This window comes from Streptococcus mitis (assembly GCF_002096845.1).
GTDB lineage: Bacteria > Bacillota > Bacilli > Lactobacillales > Streptococcaceae > Streptococcus > Streptococcus mitis_A.
On record NZ_NCVK01000060.1, the window covers coordinates 146,832 to 169,384 of the forward strand.

Consider the following 22,553-nt stretch of genomic DNA (forward strand, 5'->3'; position numbering starts at 1 on the left):
CTCTTCGAAAATCTCTTCAAACCACGTCAGCTTTATCTGCAACCTCAAAGCAGTGCTTTGAGCAACCTGTGGCTAGCTTTCTAGTTTGCTCTTTGATTTTCATTGAGTATTACCGTATTTTCTAAGGAAAACGAGTATGTTTCTAGTAAGTACTGTAAAGGTCTTGAAAAAGAAAGGAACTATCATGTCAGTATTAGAGATCAAAGATCTTCACGTTGAGATTGAAGGAAAAGAAATTTTAAAAGGGGTGAACCTGACCCTGAAAACAGGAGAAATTGCCGCTATCATGGGACCAAATGGTACAGGTAAATCGACTCTTTCTGCCGCTATCATGGGAAATCCAAACTATGAAGTAACCAAAGGTGAAGTTTTGTTTGATGGCGTAAACATCCTTGAGTTGGAAGTGGATGAGCGTGCGCGTATGGGACTTTTCCTTGCTATGCAATACCCATCAGAAATTCCTGGTATTACTAACGCTGAGTTTCTTCGTGCAGCTATGAATGCTGGTAAAGAAGATGATGAAAAAATTTCAGTTCGCGAGTTCATCACTAAGCTAGATGAAAAAATGGAATTGCTCAACATGAAAGAAGAGATGGCAGAGCGTTACCTCAACGAAGGTTTCTCTGGTGGTGAGAAAAAACGTAATGAAATTCTTCAACTTTTGATGTTGGAACCAACTTTTGCCCTTTTGGATGAGATTGACTCTGGTCTTGATATTGACGCTCTTAAAGTTGTTTCTAAAGGTGTGAATGCCATGCGTGGTGAAGGCTTTGGTGCTATGATCATCACTCACTACCAACGTCTTTTGAACTACATCACACCAGATGTGGTACATGTGATGATGGAAGGTCGTGTTGTACTTTCTGGTGGTCCAGAATTGGCTGCGCGTTTGGAACGTGAAGGATACGCAAAACTAGCTGAAGAACTTGGCTACGACTACAAGGAAGAATTGTAATTCCCTCGTATCTTTTAGGAGAAGTAAATGACTAAAGAAAATATTAAACTTTTTTCAGAAATGCACGCTGAACCAAGCTGGTTGGCTGACCTCCGTCAAAAAGCTTTTGATAAGATTGAGAGCCTAGAATTACCAGTTATTGAGCGTGTCAAATTCCACCGTTGGAATCTGGGTGATGGAACGATCACAGAAAATGAGCCATCAGCAAATATTCCAGATTTCACAGCTTTAGATAATCACTTGAAGTTGGTGCAAGTAGGTACTCAAACTGTTTTTGAGCAAATTCCAGTTGAATTGGCTGAACAGGGTGTTGTCTTTACAGACTTCCACTCAGCTTTAGAAGAGATTCCAGAGCTGATTGAGGAATTCTTCATGTCATCTGTTAAGTATGACGATGATAAGTTGGCAGCCTACCATACAGCTTATTTCAACAGTGGTGCTGTTCTTTATATTCCTGATAATGTTGAAATTAAAGAGCCAATCGAAGGGATTTTCTACCAAGATAGCGATAGCGATGTGCCGTTTAACAAACATATTATGATTATCGCTGGTAAAAATTCTAAGATTAGTTATCTGGAGCGTTTAGAGTCACGCGGTGAAGGAAGTGCCAAAGCAACTGCTAATATCACAGTAGAAGTAATTGCACGTTCTGGTGCTCAAGTGAAGTTTGCTGCGATCGACCGTCTAGGTGAAAACGTCACTGCCTACATTAGCCGTCGTGGTAAATTAGGCAACGATGCAAGCATTGACTGGGCAATCGGTGTTATGAACGAAGGAAACGTCGTTGCTGACTTTGATAGCGACTTGATTGGTAATGGTAGCCATGCGGATCTTAAAGTCGTAGCTCTTTCAAGTGGCCGTCAGGTACAAGGGATTGATACCCGAGTAACTAACTATGGTTGCAACTCAATCGGAAATATCCTACAACATGGGGTTATTCTTGAAAAAGCAACCTTGACCTTCAATGGCATCGGCCATATCATCAAGGGGGCCAAGGGAGCAGATGCGCAACAAGAGAGCCGTGTTCTCATGCTTTCAGATCAAGCACGTTCAGATGCTAATCCAATCCTTTTGATTGATGAAAATGACGTTACTGCAGGACACGCGGCTTCTATCGGTCAGGTAGATCCAGAAGATATGTACTACCTCATGAGCCGTGGCTTGGATAAGGCAACTGCAGAACGTTTGGTTGTCCGTGGTTTCCTTGGATCCGTTATCGTTGAGATTCCAGTCAAGGAAGTTCGTGATGAAATGATTGCAACTATCGAAGAAAAATTGTCAAAACGCTAAGGGGTAGCCTATGTTAGATGTAGAAGTGATTCGCAAGGATTTTCCAATTTTAGACCAGATTGTTAATGATGAACCATTGGTTTATTTGGACAATGCTGCGACGACACAAAAACCACTAGCAGTTCTGGAGACGATTAACCGCTACTATGAGAAGGACAATGCAAATGTCCACCGTGGTGTTCATACCTTGGCAGAGCGTGCGACAGCATCCTATGAAGCTGCTCGTGAAACTATTCGTAAGTTTATCAATGCAGGCTCAACAAAGGAAGTTCTCTTCACCAGAGGAACGACAACCAGTCTTAACTGGGTAGCATGCTTCGCTAAGGAAATCCTGACTGAGGGAGATCAAGTTTTGATTTCTGTCATGGAACACCATTCCAATATCATTCCATGGCAGGAAGCCTGTCGCAAGACTGGAGCAGAGCTGGTCTATGTTTATCTCAAGGACGGTGCCTTGGATATGGATGACTTGCGAGCTAAATTGACGGACAAGGTCAAGTTTGTTTCGCTAGCTCATGCCTCTAATGTTCTTGGAGTGGTCAATCCAATTAAGGAAATTACTCAAATGGCCCACCAAGTTGGAGCAATCATGGTAGTGGACGGTGCTCAATCTACACCTCATATGAAGATTGATGTTCAGGACTTGGATGTGGACTTCTTTGCCTTTTCAGGTCACAAGATGGCGGGTCCAACTGGTATCGGTGTTCTTTACGGTAAAGAAAAGTATCTGGAACAAATGTCACCAGTAGAATTTGGCGGTGAAATGATTGATTTCGTTTATGAACAATCTGCCAGTTGGAAGGAATTACCTTGGAAATTCGAGGCTGGAACTCCTAACATGGCTGGTGCAATCGGACTTGCTGCGGCAGTGGATTATCTAGAAAAGATTGGTATGGATGCCATTGAAGCCCATGAACAGGAACTGATTGAATATGTCTATCCAAAACTGCAGGCGATTGAAGGATTGACCATTTATGGTTCGCAGGACTTGGCTCAACGTTCAGGTGTCATTGCCTTTAACCTAGGTGACCTTCATCCGCATGACCTTGCAACAGCACTTGATTATGAAGGAGTAGCTGTTCGTGCAGGTCATCATTGCGCTCAACCTTTGCTCCAATATTTGGAAGTTCCAGCAACAGCTCGTGCAAGTTTTTATATCTACAATACCAAGGCAGATTGCGACAAGTTGGTCGATGCCCTACAAAAGACAAAGGAGTTTTTCAATGGCACTTTCTAAACTAGATAGCCTCTATATGGCAGTGGTAGCGGACCATTCGAAAAATCCACATCATCAAGGGAAGCTGGATGATGCTGAGCAAATCAGTCTCAATAATCCAACCTGTGGAGATGTCATCAACCTCTCTGTCAAGTTTGATGCAGATGACCGCTTGGAAGATATCGCTTTTCTAAACTCAGGTTGTACCATCTCGACTGCCTCTGCAAGCATGATGACGGACGCAGTTTTAGGAAAAACCAAACAAGAAATCTTAGAACTTGCGACTATTTTTTCTGAAATGGTTCAAGGGCAAAAAGATGAACGCCAAGACCAACTAGGTGATGCTGCTTTCTTGTCAGGTGTTGCCAAATTCCCTCAACGAATCAAGTGTGCAACCTTAGCTTGGAACGCCCTCAAGAAAACAATTGAAAATCAAGAAAACAAGTAAGGCAAGTTTCTTTTGTCTTATGAATCAGTAGAAATGAAGAATGAAAGAAAGGATATTATGGCTGAAGAAAGAGTAGAACCAAAACCAATTGACCTTGGTGAATATAAATTTGGTTTCCATGATGATGTAGAGCCTGTCCTATCGACAGGAAAAGGATTGAACGAAGATGTCATTCGTGAACTATCAGCTGCAAAGGGAGAACCTGAGTGGATGCTAGAATTCCGTTTGAAGTCTTATGATACCTTCAAAAAAATGCCTATGCAAACTTGGGGAGCAGACTTGTCAGAGATTGATTTTGATGACTTGATTTACTACCAAAAACCATCTGATAAACCAGCTCGTTCATGGGATGAGGTTCCTGAAAAAATTAAAGAAACCTTTGAACGTATCGGGATTCCGGAAGCTGAGCGTGCTTATCTAGCTGGTGCCTCTGCCCAGTACGAGTCAGAAGTGGTTTACCACAATATGAAGGAAGAGTTCCAAAAATTGGGGATTATCTTTACAGATACAGATTCTGCCCTCAAGGAATACCCAGACTTGTTTAAACAATACTTTGCTAAGTTGGTACCGCCGACAGATAACAAGTTGGCTGCTCTCAACTCAGCAGTATGGTCTGGTGGAACCTTTATCTACGTACCAAAAGGGGTCAAGGTAGATATTCCTCTTCAAACTTACTTCCGTATCAACAACGAAAATACTGGTCAGTTTGAACGTACCTTGATTATCGTTGATGAAGGAGCAAGTGTCCACTACGTAGAAGGATGTACAGCGCCAACTTATTCAAGTAACAGCTTGCATGCGGCCATCGTAGAAATCTTTGCCTTAGATGGAGCTTATATGCGTTATACGACTATCCAAAACTGGTCTGATAACGTCTATAACTTGGTAACCAAACGTGCCAAAGCCTTGAAAGATGCGACTGTTGAATGGATTGATGGAAACTTGGGTGCAAAGACTACCATGAAATATCCATCAGTTTATCTTGATGGAGAAGGGGCGCGTGGCACCATGCTCTCTATCGCTTTTGCCAATGCAGGGCAACACCAGGATACTGGAGCTAAGATGATCCACAACGCTCCACATACAAGCTCGTCTATCGTGTCTAAATCCATCGCTAAAGGTGGAGGAAAGGTTGACTATCGTGGACAAGTAACCTTTAATAAAAACTCTAAGAAATCTGTCTCTCACATCGAGTGTGATACCATTATCATGGATGACTTGTCGGCATCAGATACCATTCCGTTTAACGAAATTCACAACTCACAAGTCGCTTTGGAACACGAAGCTAAGGTATCTAAGATTTCAGAAGAGCAACTCTATTACCTCATGAGCCGTGGATTGTCAGAATCAGAAGCGACAGAAATGATTGTTATGGGATTTGTAGAGCCCTTCACAAAAGAACTTCCAATGGAATATGCAGTTGAGCTGAACCGCTTGATTAGCTATGAAATGGAAGGGTCAGTTGGATAAAATTTGATTTTAGATTTACTAAAAATCAAGAACTTTGAAGATGAACTTGTAACAAAAAGAGACTGAGAAAAAATATTTTAAGAACAGAAAACGCATGATATCAGGAGCCAAAAAAACTTGATATTATGCGTTTTATTGTGGGAAGATTTATTCTATTCTCTTATGAAATAGAGTTTTTTCCTAAGCGCTTTTGATTTTTGATATAGTTTTGTGAGGACGAAGTAAGACAATATATAAAATAGTCAGTTCCAGCCACGATATAGTTGCTTAGTTTAAAATAAGCTTCTTATAATAAACTATGGCATATAGTACAGATTTTAAACAAGGAGCATTAGATTACATCAAAGAAGGACACAGCCATGTCGAGGCAGCTAAAATTTTTGATGTTGGCGACAGAACTCTCTTCACGTGGGAAAAGAAAGACGTGAACAAGGATACTTAGAGCGGAAAAAGCGAGTAGTCAAAAAGCAAAAGATTCCTTTAGAGGAATTGAAAGCCTTTGTAGACGTTCATCCAGACGCTTTTTTACGGGAAATTGCGGCACATTTTGATTGTGCTGTTCCTTCAGTATGGGGAGCTTTAAAGTAAATTCATATCACTTTAAAAAAGATGACTAGCTTTAAGGAACAAGATTCTGAGAAAGTCGCTGAATTTCTTGATATTTTGGATAACCTAAAAGATTTACCAGTCGTATATATTGATGAAACGGGAATCGACCGCTACCTCTATCGTCCTTATGCAGGGGCTCCTAGAGGGGAGAAAATCTATGAAAAGATTAGCGGACGGCGTTTTGAGCGGACTTCAATTGTTGCAGGACAAGTAGACGGAGAGTTTATAGTTCCTATGATTTATAAGGGAAGTATGACGAGGGATTTCTTTGTGGAATGGTTCAAAACTCAACTTCTACCTGCTTTGAAGACACCTCATGTCATTGTCATGGACAATGCTAGTTTTCATCCCAAGAACATCTTGGATGAACTGTGCATCCAAGATAGACACTTTTTCTTACCTCTACCACCTCATTCACCAGATTTGAATCCTATTGAGCAAGTTTGAGATATTTTGAAGAAGAAAGTGACTGATTTATTAAGGGAAGTCCCAAATATTTTTGAATGTTTGGAACGCTTTTTTAAAACTAGATGACTATAATTATAAAATGCTTATTGATTTTGATTTAAAATGAGTCAAAAAGCCGTTGCACAACGGTTTTTTGTTATAATTAAATGAATGATGTAGAATTAAAGGAGAAAAACATGACATTTGAAGAAATTCTACCTGGGTTAAAGGCTAAGAAAAAATATGTACGAACTGGTTGGGGAGGTGCTGAAAACTATGTCCAACCCTTTGATACCATCGAGCAAAATGGTGTGGCTCTAGAGGTAACTCCTTATTTTTTGATTAACGTTTCTGGCGAAGGAGAAGGATTTTCCATGTGGAGCCCGACACCTTGTGATGTTTTGGCGACAGATTGGGTAGAAGTGCATGACTAAACGTGTATTGATTACAGGAGTGAGTTCAGGGATTGGATTGGCTCAGGCTCGCCTTTTTTAGAGAAGGGCTATCAAGTTTATGGAGTGGACCAAGGTGAAAATCCAGTTTTAGATGGTGATTTCTACTTTTTACAGAGAGATTTGACCTTGAACTTGGAACCTGTTTTTGATTGGTGTCCTCGGGTTGATGTTTTGTGCAATACTGCTGGAGTTTTGGATGCTTACAAACCACTGTTGGAACAAACAGCACAGGAAATTCAAGAAATTTTTGAAATTAACTATGTGACTCCTGTTGAGTTGACTCGGCATTATTTGACACAAATGCTGGAAAATAAGAAGGGAATCATCATCAATATGTGTTCCATTGCTTCTAGCCTAGCAGGTGGAGGTGGTCACGCCTATACTTCTTCTAAGCATGCCTTGGCTGGCTTCACCAAGCAGCTAGCTCTAGACTATGCAGAAGCTGGGATTCAGGTCTTTGGGATTGCTCCAGGAGCAGTCAAGACGGGTATGACCGCTGCCGACTTTGAACCAGGTGGTTTAGCGGACTGGGTGGCTAGTGAAACTCCAATCAAACGCTGGATCGAGCCAGAGGAAGTAGCAGAAGTCAGTCTCTTTTTGGCCAGTGGAAAGGCATCTGCCATGCAGGGACAAATTTTGACAATAGATGGCGGCTGGTCTTTGAAGTAGGAGGATCTGATGGAAATCAAAAGACACTTTGGAGTCTACGCTGTTTGCTTTGAAAAAGGGAAGTTACTCTGCATTGAAAAAACGAGAGGCCCTTATCAACATAGGTATGACCTACCTGGAGGCAGTCAGCAACTTGGTGAAGGACTGACGGAAACGCTGACTAGAGAAGTTATGGAAGAGACAGGATTTATTGTTAGAAGCTACTCTAATCCTCGAATCTACGATGTTTTCGTCAGGGAAGAGTTAAAAAATTTTATGGTTCACCATGTCATGGCCTTGTATGATGTTGAAATGAATGAGAGTGCACCTCAAGTTACGATTTCGGAAGCTGTCTCTGATGGTGCGAATGATTCACTCGGATATATTTGGATGGATATTCAAGAAATCACAGAAGAAAATGCATCGCCATTAGTCTTGAAGATTAAGTCTGAATTATTAGGATTTCCAGAACTTGACAAGACTTCTTACATGAATTGGAAGGTGAATGATGAAAAATCAACTTGCTCTTAGTGGAGAAAAAATTCTTGAAAAAGTTTACCCACAACTATTTCATCATGTTGGCATGATTCGTGGGGAATACTTGTTGAGAGAGCTCAATCAAAACATACTGTTACCAAGTTGTCAGCAATTTGTAAAAGATTATCTAGAGACTATCTGCTCCCTGTACTCAGATGAAGAAGTTTGGTATCGTTTTTCTGAATTAACGAATACAGAAGCTAATTGTCTAAAGGGGACTAAAGAGCATTTTGATGAAAATCATCCCTTGTTTGGATATAGAGGGATAAGGCGTTTGCTGGCGTGTCCGGATGAATTTCATGCTGAGGCACATGTCGTTACAGAAGTTCATCAAAACAATCCCAATCTATCTGTTATCTTTCCTTTTGTCAATGATGCTGAACAGTTAAAGCAAGCTATTACAGTATTGCGTGAGTATGGTTTTACTGGGAAAATCGGCACAATGATTGAATTACCGTCAGCGTATTTTGACTTGGATAGGATACTGGAAACGGGCATTTCAAAGATTGTAGTTGGAATGAATGATTTGACTTCTTTTATTTTTGCCACTGTGAGAAACAGTCAATGGCATGATATGGAAAGTCCAATAATGTTAGATATGCTAAGAGATATGCAGGATAAAGCAAGGATGAAAAAGATTGATTTTACTGTAGCAGGCTATCTGAATACTTCTTTCATACAAAAAATGAATCAGTTGGGTATCAAGTGCATTATTCACTACAGTTCTATTCTAGAGATTTTTAATTTAGAGATTGACCATCCAGACCACCTCAAACGTGTAAAAGAAGTAAGTAAAAAATTACAAAGGAGCACCCATGACACCGCAAGAAATATGGAATAAATATAAGCAAATCAATCCTTCTATCGAAGATGAAATCGATGCCTGGGCTTTTGGAGTAGATGCCGATCTCTTGGCAGATTTGGTTTTAAAAGGAGAAAAGACAGCAACAGCTTCAGCCTACGATCTCTATGCACTAGAAGATGAACCTCTTCCGCAAGAAGGCACCTTTGACATCATTTTAGATAGTCAAAATCAGGCTGTCTGCATTGTCGAAATTACAAGGGTTTCCGTTCAGCCCTTTCATCAAGTTTCTGCTGACCATGCCTATAAGGAAGGTGAGGGAGACAAGACACTTGTCTATTGGCGTCAGGTTCATGAGGATTTTTTCACAGACTGTTTGGGTGAAGTAGGACTGACTTTTACACCTGAAAGCAAGGTTGTTTTAGAAGAATTTCGCAAGGTTTACCCACTGTAGACTGTTAGAAGGAAGAAAGTTTTGGAAATCGCTGTCCAATCCTTTTTTCTTAGGCAAAACATGTTATAATAAGTTTGTTTGAAGAAGAGATCTAGCTCTTAAACTTAGAATAGGAGAAAACTATGCAAGCAGTTGAACATTTTATTAAGCAATTTGTTCCTGAACATTATGATTTATTTTTAGACTTGAGTCGTGAGACCAAGACGTTTTCTGGTAAGGTGACCATCACTGGTCAAGCACAGAGTGACCGTATTTCCCTCCACCAAAAAGACCTGGAAATCGCTTCTGTAGAAGTTGCAGGTCAAGCTCGTCCATTTACAGTTGATCATGACAATGAAGCCCTTCATATTGAACTTGCGGAAGCAGGTCAAGTTGAAGTGGTTATCGCTTTCTCAGGAAAAATTACAGACAACATGACAGGGATTTACCCATCTTACTACACAGTTGATGGAGTCAAGAAGGAAGTATTGTCTACTCAATTCGAGAGCCATTTTGCGCGCGAAGCCTTCCCATGTGTGGATGAGCCAGAAGCCAAAGCAACTTTTGACCTCTCTCTACGTTTTGACCAAGCAGAAGGTGAATTGGCCTTGTCTAACATGCCAGAAATCGATGTTGAAAACCGTAAGGAAACAGGTATCTGGAAGTTTGAGACAACACCTCGCATGTCTTCTTACTTGTTGGCTTTTGTTGCGGGTGATTTGCAAGGTGTAACGGCTAAAACTAAAAACGGTACCCTCGTAGGTGTTTACTCAACCAAAGCTCATCCACTATCAAACCTTGATTTCTCACTGGATATCGCTGTTCGCTCCATCGAGTTTTACGAAGATTACTATGGAGTTAAGTACCCAATTCCTCAATCTCTCCACATCGCCCTTCCTGACTTTTCAGCTGGTGCTATGGAAAACTGGGGTCTTGTGACCTACCGTGAAGTTTACTTGGTTGTGGATGAGAACTCAACATTTGCTAGCCGTCAACAAGTTGCCCTAGTTGTGGCCCATGAGTTGGCTCACCAATGGTTTGGGAACCTCGTTACTATGAAATGGTGGGATGACCTTTGGCTCAATGAAAGCTTCGCTAACATGATGGAGTACGTCTGTGTGGATGCCATTGAGCCAAGCTGGAATATTTTTGAAGACTTCCAAACAGGTGGAGTACCTCACGCTCTTGAACGTGACGCGACTGATGGTGTTCAGTCTGTCCACGTCGAAGTTAAACATCCAGATGAAATCAATACGCTCTTTGACGGAGCTATCGTCTATGCCAAAGGAAGTCGCCTCATGCACATGCTTCGTCGTTGGCTAGGTGATGCCGATTTTGCTAAAGGTTTGCATGCCTACTTTGAAAAACATCAATACAGCAATACAATTGGTCGTGACCTTTGGGATGCTCTTGGTCAAGCGTCTGGACGTGATGTTGCAGCCTTCATGGATTCTTGGTTGGAACAACCTGGTTATCCAGTTCTCACTGTCAAAGTTGAAAATGATGTCTTGAAGATTTCACAAAAACAATTCTTTATCGGTGAGCACGAAGATAAGAACCGTCTCTGGGTTGTGCCACTCAATAGCAACTGGAAAGGCTTGCCTGATACACTTGAAACTGAAAGCATCGAAATTCCAGGCTACGCAGCCCTTCTTGCTGAAAATGAAGGAGCTCTTCGTTTCAATACTGAAAATACAGCCCATTACATTACCGATTATCAAGGAGACTTGTTAGATGCTGTTCTTGCTGACCTAGTTGATCTTGATAATACAAGCAAATTGCAAATCGTCCAAGAACGTCGTTTGCTTGCTGAGGCAGGGCACATTTCTTATGCTGACTTGCTCCCAGTTCTTGATAAACTTGCTAAGGAAGAATCTTACCTTGTCGTTTCAGCTGTTTCTGAAGTCATTTCTGCCCTTGAGCGCTTTATCGATGAAGGAACAGAAGCTGAAACAGCCTTCAAAGCCTTGATTGCTAAATTGGCTCGTCACAACTATGACTGTCTTGGTTTTGAAGCTAAAGACGGAGAATCAGATGAGGATGAGTTGGTTCGTCAGCTGGCTGTTTCTATGATGATTCGCTCAAATGATGCAGAAGCTAGTCAAGTCGCTAGCCAAATCTTCGAAGCCTACAAGGATCAGCTTGCAGGACTCCCAGCAGCTATTCGCTCACAAGTCCTTATCAATGAGATGAAACATCATGAGACCAAAGACTTGTTAGCACTTTATCTTGATACTTATACGCACGCAACAGATGCTGTCTTTAAACGTCAGTTGGCAGCCGCTCTTGCCTATAGTAAAGATGCGGACAATATCCAAACCTTGATTGCTTCTTGGAAGGACAAATTTGTGGTCAAACCGCAGGACTTGTCTGCTTGGTATTACCAATTCCTAGCTCACCAAGTAACTCAGGAAACAGCTTGGTCTTGGGCGCGTGAAAACTGGGCTTGGATTAAGGCAGCTCTTGGTGGAGATATGAGCTTTGATAGCTTTGTTATCCTTCCTGCACACGTATTTAAGACTCAGCAACGCTTGGCAGAGTACAAGGAATTCTTTGAACCGCAACTTTCTGACCTTGCTCTTAGCCGTAACATCGGTATGGGAGTCAAGGAAATTGCAGCGCGTGTTGACTTGATTAACCGTGAAAAAGCTGCAGTAGAAGCAGTTGTTCTTCAATACGGAACTGAATAATTAAGACTAAATAAAAGAAAACTCAGCTATCTCATGTAAAATGCAGAGAGTTGAGTTTTTTTTAAGGCAAATTTGGTATAATGGTTTTAATAAGGAGGAGTTTCTCATGATAAAAATCTTATTGGTTGAGGATGACCTAGGCCTGTCAAATTCAGTATTTGACTTTTTAGACGATTTTGCGGATGTCATGCAGGTATTTGATGGTGAAGAAGGTCTCTACGAAGCTGAGAGTGGCGTCTATGACTTGATTTTGCTCGATTTGATGTTGCCAGAAAAAAATGGTTTCCAAGTCTTGAAAGAATTGCGTGAAAAGGGGATTACGACTCCAGTTCTGATCATGACTGCCAAGGAAAGTTTGGATGACAAGGGACATGGATTTGAACTGGGAGCGGATGATTATCTGACTAAACCTTTCTACCTAGAAGAACTCAAAATGCGGATTCAAGCCCTTCTCAAACGTTCAGGCAAGTTTAATGAAAACACCTTGTCTTATGGAAATATTGTAGTTAATTTGTCAACAAATACCGTTAAAGTCGAAGATACTCCAGTCGAATTGCTGGGTAAAGAGTTCGATTTACTGGTTTATTTCCTTCAAAATCAAAATGTGATTTTGCCTAAGACTCAGATTTTTGATCGTCTATGGGGATTTGATAGTGACACAACGATTTCAGTTGTAGAAGTTTATGTTTCAAAAATCCGTAAGAAATTAAAAGGAACCACTTTTGCAGAGAATTTGCAAACCTTGCGTAGTGTTGGGTATATTTTAAAAGATGTTCAGTAAACTAAAAAAAACATGGTATGCGGATGACTTTAGTTATTTTATCCGCAACTTTGGTGTCTTCACTCTGATTTTCTCTACCATGACCTTGATTATTTTACAGGTCATGCATTCGAGTCTCTATACTTCGGTGGATGATAAGCTTCATGGACTAAGTGAAAATCCTCAGACAGTTATTCAGCTTGCTGTAAATAGGGCAACAGAAGAGATTAAAGATTTAGAGAATGCCGCTACAGATACTAGCAAGACTGAGATAAAGCCCAATGTCAGTTCCAATACGGAGGTCATTCTTTTTGATAAGAATTTTACCCAGCTTCTTTCTGGAAACCGATTTTTGGGATTGGATAAGATTAAGTTAGAGAAAAAAGAACTAGGCCATATCTACCAGATTCAGGTTTTTAATAGCTATGGACAAGAAGAAATCTATCGCATGATTTTGATGGAAACCAATATCAGTTCGGTTTCAACCAATATCAAGTATGCAGCTGTCTTGATTAATACAAGTCAGTTGGAGCAGGCCAGTCAAAAGCATGAGCAATTGATTGTGATTGTGATGGCAAGTTTCTGGATTTTGTCTTTACTTGCCAGTCTCTATCTAGCTAGAGTCAGTGTTAGGCCCCTGCTTGAGAGCATGCAGAAGCAGCAGTCTTTTGTGGAAAATGCTAGTCATGAGTTACGGACTCCACTTGCAGTTTTGCAAAATCGCTTAGAGACCCTTTTCCGTAAGCCAGAAGCAACCATTATGGATGTGAGCGAAAGCATTGCATCGAGTTTGGAAGAAGTCCGAAATATGCGTTTTTTGACGACGAACTTGTTGAATTTAGCTCGTAGAGATGATGGGATTAAGCCGGAACTTGCAGAAGTTCCAACCAGTTTTTTCAATACGACTTTCACAAACTATGAGATGATTGCTTCGGAAAATGACCGTGTCTTCCGTTTTGAAAATCGGATCCATCGCACGATTGTCACAGATCAGCTTCTCTTGAAGCAGTTGATGACTATCCTATTTGATAATGCTGTCAAGTATACTGAAGAGGATGGTGAAATTGATTTTCTTATCTCGGCGACAGATCGCAATCTGTATTTACTTGTTTCTGATAATGGAGTCGGTATTTCGACAGAAGATAAGAAGAAAATTTTTGATCGTTTTTATCGAGTGGACAAGGCTAGAACCCGCCAAAAAGGTGGTTTTGGTTTAGGATTATCTCTGGCCAAGCAAATTGTAGATGCGCTTAAAGGAACCATTACTGTTAAAGATAATAAACCAAAGGGAACAATCTTTGAAGTGAAGATTGCTATCCACACACCATCGAAAAAGAAAAAATAAAAATATCGCTCCAGACGGGGCGATATTTTGGATTACGTGACTTTCAGTCCGTTTCGCTAAGTCAGGTGTGATACAGGCAAACCACCCGTTTTAGGGGTGGTCATGATTTTTTTATGACATAAAAATCTTGACAGATAACTTGACAGATAAACTTAAAAAATGTAAACTATTTACTGGTTAATTAATTGGTTAAACAACCAATTTAGAAAACTATTTAATCAAGTAAAGGAAGTTAAGAAAAAGCTTCATCATTTATTGAAATGAGGGATTTATGAAATTCAGTAAAAAGTATATAGCAGCTGGATCAGCTGTTATCGTATCCTTGAGTCTTTGTGCCTATGCACTGAACCAGCATCGCTCGCAGGAAAATAAGGACGATAATCGTGTCTCTTATGTGGATGGCAGCCAGTCAAGTCAGAAAACTGAAAACCTGACACCAGATCAGGTTAGCCAGAAAGAAGGAATTCAGGCTGAGCAAATTGTCATCAAAATTACAGATCAGGGCTATGTGACGTCACACGGTGATCACTATCATTACTATAACGGGAAAGTTCCTTATGATGCCCTCTTTAGTGAAGAACTCTTGATGAAGGATCCAAACTACAAACTTAAGGATGGAGATATTGTCAATGAAATCAAGGGGGGGGTATATCATCAAGGTAGATGGAAAATATTATGTCTACCTGAAAGATGCAGCTCATGCTGATAATGTTCGAACTAAGGATGAAATCAATCGTCAAAAACAAGAACACGTCAAAGATAATGAGAAGGTTAGCTCTGATGTTGCTGTAGCAAGATCTCAGGGGCGCTATACGACAGATGATGGTTATGTCTTTAATCCAGCTGATATTATCGAAGATACGGGTGATGCTTATATCGTTCCTCACGGAGGACACTATCACTACATTCCAAAAAGTGATTTGTCTGCTAGTGAGTTAGCAGCCGCTAAAGCTCATTTAGCTGGCAAAAATACGCAACCGAGCCAGTTAAGCTATTCTGCAACAGCTAGTGACAATACTACGCAAGCAATAGAGCAAGGATCAACTAGCACGTCAGAAAGTAAGACTGAAAATCTCCAAAGTCTTTTGAAAGAACTCTATGATTTACCTAGCGACCAACGTTACAGTGAATCAGATGGTATGGTCTTTGACCCTGCTAAGATTATCAGTCGTACACCAAATGGAGTTGCGATTCCGCACGGCGACCATTACCACTTTATTCCTTACAGCAAGCTCTCTCCTTTAGAAGAAAAGATTGCTAGAATGGTGCCTATCGGTGGAACTGGTTCTACGGTCTCTACAAATGAAAAATCTCATGAAGTAGCGTCTAGTATAGGAAGTCTTCCAAGTAATTCATCTACTTTGAATCATGCCTCATTACTTACAAATAAGCCTAACTCTTCAACATCTGATGGCTATATCTTTAATCCAAAAGATATCGTTGAAGAAACAGCCACAGCTTATATCGTCAGACATGGTGACCATTTCCATTACATTCCGAAATCAAATCAAATTGGGCAACCGACTCTTCCAAATAATGGTCTAACAACACCTTCGCCATCTCTTCCAATCAATCCAGGAACTTCACATGAGGAACATGAAGAAGGTGGACACGGCTTTGATGCCAATCGTATTATTGCTGAAGATGAAGCAGGATTTATCATGAATCACGGCGACCACAATCATTACTTCTTCAAGAAGGATTTGACTGCTGATCAAATCAAGGCCGCGCAAGACCACTTGAAAGGGGCAAATACAGCAACACCAAATCCAGCTCATGATGACGATCACGATGAAGATCATCATGGACACCATCATGATGAAGACCATGATCACGGTTTTGATGCTAATCGTGTCATCAGTGAGGATGAACAAGGCTTTGTCATGAGTCACAGTGATCACAATCATTACTTCTTCAAGAAGGACTTGACAGCGGAGCAAATTAAGGACGCACAGGATCATCTGAAAACACATCATGATGCAGAACCTGTAAAACCTCTTGCTAAAACGGTAGAGTCTTTCTCAAGAGATGCTAGCGATGAAGAAAAGATTGCTTATATTTCTAAGACCTACGGTGTTCCACTTGAAGCGATTAGAATTTCAAACGGATTCTTTGTCTTTGGAAATCCAGACCAAGCCTACGATCCAACTCATATCCACCCATATGCTGTTCGTAAGGAACATGTGCGTCTTCCGCTACAAACTGGAAATCCAGAACTTGATTTCCTAAATGAACTTTATACTACTGCTTTGCGAGATGGTGTGTCTCCTTATAGCTTGCAGGTAGAAAATGGTAGTTTTGTGATTCCTCATGGCGACCACAATCACTACATCAAGGTTCAAACTAAGGGCTATGAAGTAGCTTTGAAAAACAAGATTCCAGCCCTCCAATCCAACTACCAACCTGGAGATTTTGATGAAAAAGCAGTCTTGGCCAAAGTAAATCAACTTCTAGCTGATAGCAGAAGCATCTATAAAGACAAGCCTATCGAACAAAGACAGATTGAGTTAGCCTTAGGTCAGTTTACTGAAAACATGAAGAAACTGGCAACTAACTCTACAGCAGGTTATCTTGCGACACTAGAACTCTTTGATAAGCAATATATCCATATTGATGAAAGTATCAAACCTGTTGAAACAAGTGCTTTAGATAAGAAATATCAGGCCTTGATTGATAAAATCAATACACTAGATACAGACACTTATGGACTTCCTAAGAAAGACCTTCTCGTTCGACTCCAAGAAGCTAAATTGGCTAAAGATGAGGCTGCTTTAGCAGCGGTTGAATCACAACTTCAAGCTCTTCAAGACTTTAATGATCGAACAGGTGTTACAACTGTAGAATACATCAAGTACTTCTACGAACACGTAAATGACGGTCGTTTAAATGATGAACTTCGAAACAAAGTGGCTCAGTTGACTTGGACCTTGTATCAATCTCAATCCTTCCTTAAGGCAGCAGAATTGAACAAATTATTCCCAAGTATCTATCAGGCAAAACAAGAAGTGGAAGAAGCTTTGAAAGCTCAACCAACTACTGCTAAATCGACTAAGACAGTTCTAGATACTGAAAAAGTTGATAATCAAACTGCCAAGACAGCTATTTATGGCTTCTTGAAAGAATTGTATGGAGACTTTATGCCTGAAGAGCATATGAATCATGTCAGCAAGGAACAAGTAGAAAGTCTCTTGAGCAAGGCAACTCAACTCTTAGAGCAAATCCAAGAAGAAGGAATCAGACAATCCTTGGCAGAAGAAGTAGAAAATCTTAAAGCTGCCACAAACAAGGCTGATGCAGACTTGGATGAAGTAAACAGTCAGGTAAAAGATGTCTTGACTCGTATCGCTAGTGCCCTTCAACAAGAGAAAGAAAATGCTGAGCAAGATCCTCAGACACTTGTACTCTATCAAAAACTTTACGATATCCTCATGTCACTTCACGCTTATTTAGAAAACAATAAGGGTTCTGATGAAGACTTTGATAAGGTAGATGCTTTACTAGATCAACTTTCTGCTAAGAGTAAAGATAAAGCCGCTTTACTTGAATTGGCAAAAGCTATTCTAGTCTTGAATCAAGAAATCAAGTCAAAATCAAGCGCGAGTGAAGAAGCAACTCCAGCGACAAATGCTGAAGCAAATGGTGAGAACACAAGTTCCGAAACTGAAACATCAGCAGCTGCGGAATCTAACAGTGAAACGGCAAACGACGAAAACAAACCAAGCAACACAACAGATTCTAAACCTGCTGAACCAACTTCAGAAAAGGAAACAGCAGAATCTACAACAAGTGCTGGAAATCAAGAAAAACCAGTAGAATAAAAAAGTTGGTAGATAAAAAGTTTGTGGTCGTAGATCTAGGAGATTTTCCCATTCAAGGCTGTTTCCTATTTCTCATTGTAATGATAAACCATGGCAAGATAAGAAAACGAGCATTTCCAACTGAGGAGGTGCTCGTTTTTTGATAGTTAGAAGTAGTTTTTATCCGTCTATTTAGAGTTGATTACAAATGATCTTGAAAGAGATTATTGACTTGAATGTGGATATAAGATTTATTAACTGATTATAATGTTTAAATATCGCTCCAAAGCAAAGAATTATCCTCATGAGTATGAATCTTCTAAATTAACTACCTCCAAACCGTGTTCTGTTAAGCGATAGATGATTGAACAGACCTCTTTTAAGAAACGACGGTCATGGGAAACAGTGATGAGACCGCCTGGATAGGTTGCAAAGAGTTTTCTGATTTGGGGTTGAGAAGTTGGAGAAAAGTTTCGTGTAGGTTCATCCAGAAGAAGAAAATTTGGTTTGCGCAAGACTAAATCCAAAAGCAGGAGTTTTCCTTGTTGACCACCAGACAAAGAGCGGATTTGGTGCTGCATTTCTGGATAACTGAAATTGAGACTGGCTAGGTGGGATTGGATTTTCTGTAGTTCATCTTTTTCCCTAGTTTGGCTGAGGTAGGCTACTGGAGATAAATCTAATTGCAGTTTTTTATGGTAATCTTGTGGCATAAAACCAAGAGCAATCTCTCTTTTGGTACTTAATAGTTGCTGTAACTTAGCTAACAGAGTTGATTTCCCAATACCATTTGGACCTATGATACCGATTTTTTCTTGCCCACGGACAGTTAATTGTAGTTCTTGCACCAAAACTCGGTCGTCAATGGACAAATTTTCTTTTTCTAGTTGGATTAAAACTTTAGAAGCTGGTAATGGCTGTATATCTGAGAAGAAAAGTTGAATGTGTTCTTCTTCAAGTGGCTTTTGGGTCATGGACTGAGCTAGTTTTTCGTAACGTTTTTCTTGAGAGAGAACATTTTTCATCTTTTTAGCCAATAGGCGACCTGCAGTACTGTCTTTGGTAGCTCGAAGCGCAGTTTCTACATTTTGCTTGACTCGTCGATGTTTTTCCATGATTTTATCGTAGGCTCTTTGGTCGTTAGCAGCTTGCTGGCTTTGTTTGATAAAATGAGCCTTTCTCTGGTTGCTATAGCTATCATAATCTAAATGCTCTACTAGTGTTTCCGCTTCTTTCCGGTGCTTGACCAGTCGCAAGTGGACAATAGTATCTGCTGTTTCAGAAAGAAAGTCTTCATCATGGGAAATGAAAATAACGGTTTGCCGAATCTTGCGAATCTGATCTTTTAGCCAATTAACCATTTCCAAATCCAGGTCATTTGAAGGTTCATCTAAAAATAGAATCTCAAAGGGTTTGGCTAACTCATGGATGAGCTGAATTTTCAAAGTTTCGCCCCCTGATAGACTGCCAATATTTTGGTCGCTAGCGAAACGATCGCTATCAAAATGCAATTCCTCAGCCAAACGATAGAGGATACTGTAGTCTAAATCAATAATATCTAAAAAGAAGTAGTCGTGTAAAGTTTTCTTTTTTAGGTCCTCAGGGAGTTTTTGAGGAATGTAGGCTATTGATTGATAATCAGATTGAATGTCTCCCCTGATAGTGAAATCAGACAAAACTTCCCCCATTAAAGTTTTAAGCAAGGTTGATTTGCCATTTCCTTCTTCACCAATAATAGCAACCTTTTCACCGTCTTGGATGGTCATGCTTAAGTCGGATACAAGGTATCGTAAATATTTGTTTTGAGTGATGGTCAGGTGATTGATTTTTATCATATGATTGCCCTTTCTAGAATGTCGATAGTGCATAACAAAAAGCTCTACTTTACCTAGTAGAGCCAATGTCTATGTCAAAAAAACTCTATTAATACTCTTCGAAAATCTCTTCAAACCACGTCAGCGTCGCCTTACCGTATATATGTAACTGACTTCGTCAGTCTTATCTACAACCTCAAAGCAGTGCTTTGAGCAACCTGCGGCTAGCTTCCTAGTTTGCTCTTTGATTTTCATTGAGTATAAAATGCCAGAAAAAGAGCATAAAAGAGCACACAAAAAGAGACAAAAACAAGATCTACTAAATAAAGGTTCTTTATTTGATAGACTTAGTTGTTCATGTCTCCCTTACCTCCGAGTATTAGTATCTTTATACTATACCTTTAAGGAAATTTTGTCAACAGAAAACTGGAAATTCTATGCTCTAAAATCCAAAAACAGGTCCATAGAGAGTTAGTACGTGTTTGATATGATCGTAATGGAACTTGTCATAGTTGCGCCAAGCGGTACGTGCTTGATCGTTTAGTTTTAGGTTACCTAATCCAATCAGAAGACTGGTGCGTTGGTAAAATTTCTCAAGGTCGATTAAGATACTGTTGTTCAACTTTTCCGCTTTTTTGAGCTATTGCAGAGTAGTATTTAGCAGCTCTTGCAGTAGAACTTTTGCAGCTTTGGAAACTTTTATTTAACTCGGATAGGAGTTGGGTTGCATTAGTAATGAGTTCTTTGTCTTCCATGTGAGCATCCTCCTTGCTATCATGTATTATTGTCTATAGTATAGCACCAAAAAATATAGTGATAAATATATTAAAAAATCGGATTTTAATTATAAAGTTTGGTGGGCTGATTTGTAGGCTTTTCATGGTATAATCAAGATAGTAAATCTTTATGGAGGAAGTATGAAATTAAATATTCAAGAAATTCGTAAGCAGTCTGAAGGCTTGCATTTTGAACAAACCTTAGACCTAGTTGCTGACCTGCGTGCACGCAATCAAGAAATTTTAGATGTGAGAGATATCCTTGCTGTTGGGAAAGTACAGTATGAAGACCGTATGTATTTCTTAGATTATCAGTTGTCTTATACCATTGTTCTTGCTTCAAGTCGCAGTATGGAGCCAGTTGAGTTGGCTGAATCTTATCCAGTCACAGAAGTTTTCATGGAAGGCGCAACTAACCAGCTAGATCAAGAAGTTCTAGATGATGACTTGGTCTTGCCTATCGAAAATGGAGAACTTGACCTTGCTGAGAGCGTGTCAGACAATATCCTACTAAACATTCCTATCAAGGTCTTGACGGCTGAAGAAGAAGCTGGTCAAGGATTTGTGTCAGGAAATGACTGGCAAATCATGACTGAGGAAGAATACCAAGCTCAACAAGCAGTTAAGAAAGAAGAAAACAGTCCTTTTGCTGGCTTACAAGGACTATTTGATGGAGACGAATAATGGTTTTGTCAAAAAAACGAGCACGAAAGGTGCTGGAAGAAATCATTGCTCTGTTTCCAGATGCCAAGCCCAGTCTTGATTTTACCAATCATTTTGAACTCTTGGTTGCGGTCATGTTGTCAGCCCAGACGACGGATGCAGCGGTAAATAAGGCCACACCAGGTCTCTTTGCTGCCTTTCCAACGCCACAAGCTATGTCTGTTGCGACAGAGGGTGAGATTGCTTCACACATTTCTCGCCTGGGACTGTATCGGAATAAGGCTAAATTCCTTAAAAAATGTGCCCAACAGTTACTAGACGATTTTGATGGTCAAGTCCCTCAGACACGTGAAGAATTAGAAAGTTTAGCAGGTGTTGGTCGCAAGACGGCCAATGTTGTCATGAGTGTGGGATTTGGGATTCCAGCTTTTGCAGTGGATACTCATGTGGAGCGTATTTGTAAGCACCACGATATCGTTAAAAAGTCAGCTACACCACTTGAGGTGGAAAAGCGGGTCATGGATATCTTACCACCTGAGCAATGGTTAGCAGCTCATCAGGCCATGATTTATTTTGGAAGAGCCATTTGTCATCCTAAAAATCCAGAGTGTGACCAGTACCCACAGTTATATGATTTTAGCAATTTATAAGATGGGGTTTCAAAAGTTTTTGCTTGATTTTAAGCATGCTTTGTGCTATAGTAATTGATAACTAAATATTCCTTTAAACCTGTCCCGTGAGGCAGGCAAGGAGCGTGATAAAGTAGAAGGGTGAAGTCTATACTGTTTGTAGTAGGGCTTACTTAGCTATACATTTCAAGTCTCCTTGTTTAAGGAGACTTTTCTTTTTGGAGGTTTGTCATGAAGACAAAAGAAGTTGTAGACGAATTGACCGTCAAACGAGCGATTACGCGTATTACTTACGAGATTATCGAGCGCAATAAAGATTTGAATAAAATCGTCTTGGCTGGTATTAAAACTCGCGGTGTCTTTATCGCCCACCGTATCCAAGAACGTTTGGAGCAACTAGAAAATCTTTCAGTTCCAGTTGTGGAATTGGATACGAAACCCTTCCGTGATGATGTTAAAAGTGGAGAAGATACTTCTTTGGTTTCTGTTGATGTGACAGACCGTGAAGTTATCTTGGTGGATGATGTGCTTTATACAGGCCGTACCATCCGTGCTGCTATTGATAATATTGTCGGTCATGGTCGTCCTGCGCGCGTGAGTTTAGCGGTTTTAGTCGATCGTGGACATAGAGAATTGCCAATCCGTCCAGATTACGTTGGAAAAAATATCCCAACCAGTCGTTCTGAAGAAATCATCGTAGAGATGACAGAACTTGATGGCCAAGACAGAGTTCTGATTACTGAAGAAGCTTAGAAAGCTAAAGGAGTAG

General features: G+C 40.3%; 16 protein-coding genes and 4 pseudogenes. 18 read left to right on the forward strand and 2 right to left on the reverse strand.

The window, feature by feature from the left end; all coding sequences use genetic code 11:
• The first annotated feature begins 184 nt into the window (after positions 1–184).
• The 15 genes and pseudogenes from sufC (at position 185) to B7695_RS11695 (ending at position 17,923) form a co-directional block, all read left to right on the forward strand.
• Entirely contained in the window at positions 185–955 is a 771-nt protein-coding gene (sufC, locus tag B7695_RS10210; RefSeq protein WP_000114489.1) for a Fe-S cluster assembly ATPase SufC, read from the forward strand.
• Positions 956–982: 27 nt separating this feature from the next.
• On the forward strand, positions 983–2,245 hold the full coding sequence (gene sufD, locus B7695_RS10215) for a Fe-S cluster assembly protein SufD (RefSeq protein ID WP_084891535.1): 1,263 nt from the start codon (positions 983–985) through the stop codon (positions 2,243–2,245).
• A gap of 10 nt (positions 2,246–2,255) precedes the next feature.
• On the forward strand, positions 2,256–3,482 hold the full coding sequence (locus B7695_RS10220) for a cysteine desulfurase (RefSeq protein ID WP_084891537.1): 1,227 nt from the start codon (positions 2,256–2,258) through the stop codon (positions 3,480–3,482).
• A complete protein-coding gene (sufU, locus tag B7695_RS10225) occupies positions 3,469–3,909 on the forward strand; it encodes a Fe-S cluster assembly sulfur transfer protein SufU (protein ID WP_084891540.1) in 441 nt (146 codons plus the stop codon). Before B7695_RS10220 ends, sufU begins: the two co-directional genes overlap by 14 nt.
• Positions 3,910–3,966: 57 nt before the next feature.
• Entirely contained in the window at positions 3,967–5,379 is a 1,413-nt protein-coding gene (sufB, locus tag B7695_RS10230) for a Fe-S cluster assembly protein SufB (RefSeq protein WP_084891542.1), read from the forward strand.
• Positions 5,380–5,677: 298 nt separating this feature from the next.
• Positions 5,678–6,522: pseudogene (locus tag B7695_RS11585) on the forward strand (IS630 family transposase).
• Positions 6,523–6,632: 110 nt separating this feature from the next.
• Positions 6,633–6,869 carry a DUF2829 domain-containing protein gene (locus B7695_RS10250; RefSeq protein WP_084891547.1) on the forward strand — a complete coding sequence of 79 codons (237 nt, stop codon included), beginning with the start codon at positions 6,633–6,635 and terminating at the stop codon, positions 6,867–6,869.
• Positions 6,862–7,559, forward strand: a pseudogene (locus B7695_RS10255) (3-oxoacyl-ACP reductase). The gene B7695_RS10250 and the pseudogene B7695_RS10255 overlap by 8 nt, the downstream one beginning before the upstream one ends.
• A 9-nt stretch (positions 7,560–7,568) precedes the next feature.
• Positions 7,569–8,069, forward strand: coding sequence for an NUDIX hydrolase (locus tag B7695_RS10260; protein ID WP_084891552.1), 501 nt, complete (start codon positions 7,569–7,571; stop codon positions 8,067–8,069).
• Complete coding sequence (locus B7695_RS10265) at positions 8,047–8,916, forward strand: putative PEP-binding protein (RefSeq protein ID WP_084891654.1); 870 nt, start codon at positions 8,047–8,049, stop codon at positions 8,914–8,916. The genes B7695_RS10260 and B7695_RS10265 overlap by 23 nt, the downstream gene beginning before the upstream one ends.
• Positions 8,891–9,331, forward strand: a complete 441-nt coding sequence (locus B7695_RS10270; protein ID WP_084891554.1) for an ASCH domain-containing protein — start codon at positions 8,891–8,893, stop codon at positions 9,329–9,331. The genes B7695_RS10265 and B7695_RS10270 overlap by 26 nt, the downstream gene beginning before the upstream one ends.
• 122 nt (positions 9,332–9,453) lie before the next feature.
• Positions 9,454–12,000, forward strand: a complete 2,547-nt coding sequence (locus B7695_RS10275) for a M1 family metallopeptidase (protein ID WP_084891556.1) — start codon at positions 9,454–9,456, stop codon at positions 11,998–12,000.
• A gap of 106 nt (positions 12,001–12,106) precedes the next feature.
• On the forward strand, positions 12,107–12,781 hold the full coding sequence (ciaR, locus tag B7695_RS10280) for a two-component system response regulator CiaR (RefSeq protein WP_084891558.1): 675 nt from the start codon (positions 12,107–12,109) through the stop codon (positions 12,779–12,781).
• Positions 12,771–14,105 carry a two-component system sensor histidine kinase CiaH gene (gene ciaH, locus B7695_RS10285; protein WP_084891560.1) on the forward strand — a complete coding sequence of 445 codons (1,335 nt, stop codon included), beginning with the start codon at positions 12,771–12,773 and terminating at the stop codon, positions 14,103–14,105. The genes ciaR and ciaH overlap by 11 nt, the downstream gene beginning before the upstream one ends.
• Before the next feature lie 271 nt (positions 14,106–14,376).
• Positions 14,377–17,923 (forward strand): annotated as a pseudogene (locus tag B7695_RS11695) (pneumococcal-type histidine triad protein).
• 281 nt (positions 17,924–18,204) lie between these two features.
• Here the strand turns inward: B7695_RS11695 and B7695_RS10300 are convergent.
• Both B7695_RS10300 and B7695_RS11600 read right to left on the reverse strand, forming a co-directional pair.
• Positions 18,205–19,770, reverse strand: a complete 1,566-nt coding sequence (locus tag B7695_RS10300) for an ATP-binding cassette domain-containing protein (RefSeq protein WP_084891564.1) — start codon at positions 19,768–19,770, stop codon at positions 18,205–18,207.
• A 388-nt stretch (positions 19,771–20,158) separates the two neighbouring features.
• Positions 20,159–20,471: pseudogene (locus tag B7695_RS11600) on the reverse strand (helicase BlpT).
• 162 nt (positions 20,472–20,633) lie between these two features.
• Between B7695_RS11600 and B7695_RS10315 the strand changes: the two are divergent.
• The 3 genes from B7695_RS10315 (at position 20,634) to pyrR (ending at position 22,537) form a co-directional block, all read left to right on the forward strand.
• Positions 20,634–21,176: a YceD family protein gene (locus tag B7695_RS10315; RefSeq protein ID WP_084891566.1), complete on the forward strand. Its 543-nt coding sequence runs from the start codon at positions 20,634–20,636 to the stop codon at positions 21,174–21,176.
• The gene (gene nth, locus B7695_RS10320; RefSeq protein WP_033681985.1) at positions 21,176–21,805 is read left to right on the forward strand and encodes an endonuclease III; all 630 of its coding nucleotides are present in this window, start codon (positions 21,176–21,178) and stop codon (positions 21,803–21,805) included. The genes B7695_RS10315 and nth overlap by 1 nt, the downstream gene beginning before the upstream one ends.
• Before the next feature lie 210 nt (positions 21,806–22,015).
• Entirely contained in the window at positions 22,016–22,537 is a 522-nt protein-coding gene (gene pyrR, locus B7695_RS10325; RefSeq protein WP_033676960.1) for a bifunctional pyr operon transcriptional regulator/uracil phosphoribosyltransferase PyrR, read from the forward strand.
• Positions 22,538–22,553: the final 16 nt, after the last annotated feature.